5 protein-coding genes and 2 pseudogenes are annotated in these 4,021 nt (G+C 33.4%); 3 read left to right on the plus strand and 4 right to left on the minus strand.

Annotated features, from left to right (window positions below):
• The 3 genes and pseudogenes from ACKI67_RS01450 to nadA all read left to right on the plus strand — a co-directional run.
• A pseudogene (locus tag ACKI67_RS01450) lies at positions 1-294 on the plus strand (ribonuclease Z); the annotation flags it as partial.
• A 49-nt stretch (positions 295-343) separates the two neighbouring features.
• Entirely contained in the window at positions 344-1,141 is a 798-nt protein-coding gene (locus ACKI67_RS01455; RefSeq protein ID WP_407461617.1) for a mechanosensitive ion channel family protein, read from the plus strand.
• Between the two features lie 77 nt (positions 1,142-1,218).
• Positions 1,219-2,136 (plus strand): quinolinate synthase NadA, encoded by a 918-nt coding sequence (gene nadA / locus ACKI67_RS01460; RefSeq protein WP_407461618.1) that lies wholly within the window; start codon positions 1,219-1,221, stop codon positions 2,134-2,136.
• 126 nt (positions 2,137-2,262) lie between these two features.
• Here the strand turns inward: nadA and ACKI67_RS01465 are convergent, their stop codons facing one another.
• The 4 genes and pseudogenes from ACKI67_RS01465 to ACKI67_RS01480 form a co-directional block, all read right to left on the minus strand.
• Positions 2,263-2,790, minus strand: coding sequence for a nitroreductase family protein (locus tag ACKI67_RS01465; RefSeq protein WP_407461619.1), 528 nt, complete (start codon positions 2,788-2,790; stop codon positions 2,263-2,265).
• A gap of 63 nt (positions 2,791-2,853) precedes the next feature.
• Entirely contained in the window at positions 2,854-3,138 is a 285-nt protein-coding gene (locus ACKI67_RS01470; protein WP_407461620.1) for a DUF5750 family protein, read from the minus strand.
• A 75-nt stretch (positions 3,139-3,213) separates the two neighbouring features.
• Positions 3,214-3,618 carry a GNAT family N-acetyltransferase gene (locus ACKI67_RS01475; protein WP_407461621.1) on the minus strand — a complete coding sequence of 135 codons (405 nt, stop codon included), beginning with the start codon at positions 3,616-3,618 and terminating at the stop codon, positions 3,214-3,216.
• Between the two features lie 40 nt (positions 3,619-3,658).
• A pseudogene (locus ACKI67_RS01480) lies at positions 3,659-4,021 on the minus strand (homoserine acetyltransferase); the annotation flags it as partial.

Raw genomic sequence — 4,021 nt, forward strand, 5'->3', positions numbered from 1 at the left:
GACAGCGATGTTTTGATTCATGAAGCAACTTACGAAGATGCAGACAAGGACAAGGCAATTGAAAATTGCCATTCCACATCAAAGGAAGCTGCAGAAATAGCTAAAGAGGCAAATGTAAAACTATTGGTACTGACCCACATAAGCACAAGATACACTACTGACTTAAACATCAAGGATGAGGCAAAAGAGATATTTGAAAATACTGTTGTGGCCAATGACTTTACAGAAATAAATATCGGAAAAGATAAAACAACTATTAACTTTAGGAATATTCTAACCGTAAACAATGAATAATTTTGAATAAACAATGAAATGCTTTAATTAAAACGATAAAGGTGGAAAAATGAGTTATGTTTCTAATATAGTAGGAATAATAGAGCACCATATGGCCATTAATAATCTTATTTACATTCTGCTTATAATAATTGGTGGAATTATTATCATAAGACTAAGTGATCGATTCCTAAGCAAAATAGAAGAACTATTTGAGTTTGATGTCACTGCTCATTATTTATTGAAGGACATCGTTAAATATGTAGTTATCATTGCAGCCTTCGCATGGATATTGAATGTTTTGGGAATCAATCTGGAAAGTATTGTAATCAGTTTAGGAGTTGTAGGTATTGTAATAGGTATTGCATCCCAAGACATTGTTTCAAACTTTATTTCAGGAATTTTTGTCATTGGAGACAATAAAATTAGGATTGGGGAGGTCATTGAAGTTGATGGATTTAAAGGAACCGTCAAAAAGGTGGGTTTGAGAAACACAACCCTAATCAATCAGGACAATTATGAGATAACTATTCCAAACTCAGCCTTATCCAAAACCACTTATCAACTATTCAAGCCAAATGAAGACCACAGATTAAGAATAATAGCAGTATTGCCTCATGGAATGAATTTGGACGAGTTCAAAAAGGACCTTGACGATATAATGTACTCCTATGATTGGGTAATCAACGATAAGACCACATTCCTTTCTAAAGATTACAGTGAATGGGGACCTAAGGTTGAAGTGAGCTATTGGATTACAAAATACAAATACATAGACTGTGGAAAAATAAGAATCCAGGAGAATATTAACCGATTGGCAGATGAATATAGAAGAAACAATCCAATGTATTATAATAACAATAGTTAATTTTTTATGTTAAGAAACTAAAAGATAATATAACTATAAATATATACTTACTATATGTTGAAAAAAGGGGAATAATAATGACAAATGAATTACAGAAAGAAATTATTCAATTGAAAGAAGAAAAGAATGCGATTATTCTCGCACATAACTACCAACCAAAAGAAATCCAGGAAATAGCTGATTTCCTTGGTGATTCTTTAGAATTATGTAATAAGGCTGCAGAAGTGGAAGACAGGGACATCATTGTCTTCTGCGGAGTGGACTTTATGGCAGAAACTGCATATATGCTAAACCCTGATAAAAAAGTTCTAATCCCAGACATTGATGCAGAATGTCCTATGGCACACATGCTTACTGGAGAGCAAGTTAGAGAAGCAAAAGCAAAATATCCTGACGCTGCAGTTTGCTTATATGTAAACAGCCTTGGTGAAGCAAAAGCGGAATCAGATATTCTCTGTACTTCAGGAAATGTTAAAAAGGTTGTAGCCAGCATAGAACAGGACACCATTCTCTTTGGACCAGATACCAACCTTGGAGAATTCGTACAGCCTTTCACTGACAAAAAGATCATCCCTATTCCAGGGGATGGACACTGTTATGTTCACAAGTTATTCCACAAAGAGGACATTGAAGATGCAAGGAAAAAATATCCTGGTGTAGACATCTTAATTCACCCTGAATCCAACAAAGAGGTTCAGGAACTTGCAGATTATGTCTTAAGTACTGGTGGAATGCTAGCTCATGTAAAGAACAGTCCTAATAAGGAATTTGTCATTGGAACTGAAGTTGACATGATTACAAGACTCAAATCAGAGTGTCCAGACAAAACCTACTACCCATTGCTTGAAGGGGCTATCTGCGGAACCATGAAACTTCACACATTGGAAAAAGTCAGAGATTGTCTAATCAATGAGGAACCTAAAGTCATCGTTCCAGAAGACATAGCTAAAAAGTCAATCGCTGCTGTTGAAAGAATGCTTGAAGCATCCAAATAAAAATAGTGAATATAATCAATTAAGATAAAAAGAAAATTTCTTTTTATCCTTTTCTTTTTTTATAAACTTTTAAAAATAGTTAAAATATCGTTTTAACGACTCTTTTTTTATTTAAGATTCTTAGAATCAATACTTTTCAAAATGAATCTTGCTTTTATCAAAGTCTTCTTCTGTGTATCCTTGCTTGAATTCACCTTTGCCGCCAATAGCTACAAGGTTCAAAACAGCATAATCATCAGGAATATCCAAGAGTTCACGAATTTCCTCATCTGAAGATTTTCTCTTACCCCTTCTATTTCGTATATGGACCCAACAAGCTCCAAGACCATACTGTTCTACAGCAAGAAGAATATATGAAGAAGCGATTGCACCATCCTCTATCCAAAACTCTCCACGATTAAGATTAACCATAACTACAACCACTGCACTTGCACCAATGATCTGGCTTCCACCTAAGCTTTTACATGCAGCCAATTCTACTATAGTGTCAGGGTCTTTTACAACAACAAATTCTACAGGACGATGGCCAAATGAACAAGGTGCTGTAAGAGCAACCTTCATGATTTCATCTAAAATTTCATCATCTATAGGCTCACCATCATATTTACGGATAGATCTTCTGGATGCTGTCAATTCAAATAAGTCATTTTTCATTTTTATAATCCTCAGTTAATCTTTTAAAATGTGCTCATTAATAGTTTTAAATAATTAATTAATTTATTTCATATCTTCTAAAAAGCTTGCAATAAAATAGGTCATTTCGATTTCTTCTCTTTTTATAAAGTCCTCAAGCTTAAAATGAGCATCATCTGAAGCAAATGGGAAGAATTTTCTGGAATAGAATATGTTTAAGAGCAAATCACCATCTTCTACAACGGTTTCCCCTTCCAAATTATTCAATAAAAAATCCAATTCCTTTTCACTTAAATCAGACACCCTATAGGTTACATAGTGCATTTGATCTTCAGTTTCGCCATAATCTTCAACTTTAACGCTTAACATATTAATCCCTTTAATCTCTTATAATCATTAAATAAAAATATTGATTTTAAAATTTTAATATTTTTCTAAAAAATATCAAGTCCATAAATCTGTAATGAACATTGGACTTGCATCATCAGCCTTTTCAAATCCGCAATGCTCATAGAACTCAATTTCATCATTATAGGAAACAACAACGATACGTAAATAGTCCTTATACTTATCAGTCACTCTTTTCATCATTTCCTTTCCAATTCCCATTCCTTGGTAATCAGGTCTGATAAGAACATAATGAACATATGCAGTCATTATTCCATCATCCATTGCACAAACCATGCCGACCAATTTATCTCCATCCCATGCAGAACAGACTGTTTCAAAGTTTTTCATGGCAATTACAAGCTTGTCTGGAAAATGACCAGAAGACCAATCAACTGATAAGAACAGGTCTTTTAAATCATCTTCCTTAAAATCATGAATATCTTTGTAAGTTATTTCCATCGTAACACCTTTAAAATAAAAATTAAATGAATAAATAAAATTAATTATCCCTAAATTCTCTAATGAATTCTTCCAAATCATCTTTTATCTTAAACAATTCATTTGAACCTACATGACCCATGCAAGAGTCAAAAATAAGCAACTTATTGTCCTTAATCATTTCACTCATTGGAATTGCATCAAGATTTGGCGGGAAGTATTGGTCCTGATTAATAGCTATAATCAAGACTTTTGCAGTTATATTTTCCAACTGATCAGTCAAGTCATAGTCTAATGATGAGTTATTCATATAAATCAAATCGTTAGGGTCCTCTTCTAAGCTTTCCTCAGCAAACTCAGCCATAGCTTCTGCTATTTCCTCATTTGTCATGTTGTTTCTGTATTCCTCTCTTGACAATCCATA

The sequence above is a fragment of the Methanobrevibacter sp. genome (assembly GCF_045577275.1).
Lineage (GTDB): Archaea > Methanobacteriota > Methanobacteria > Methanobacteriales > Methanobacteriaceae > Methanobrevibacter.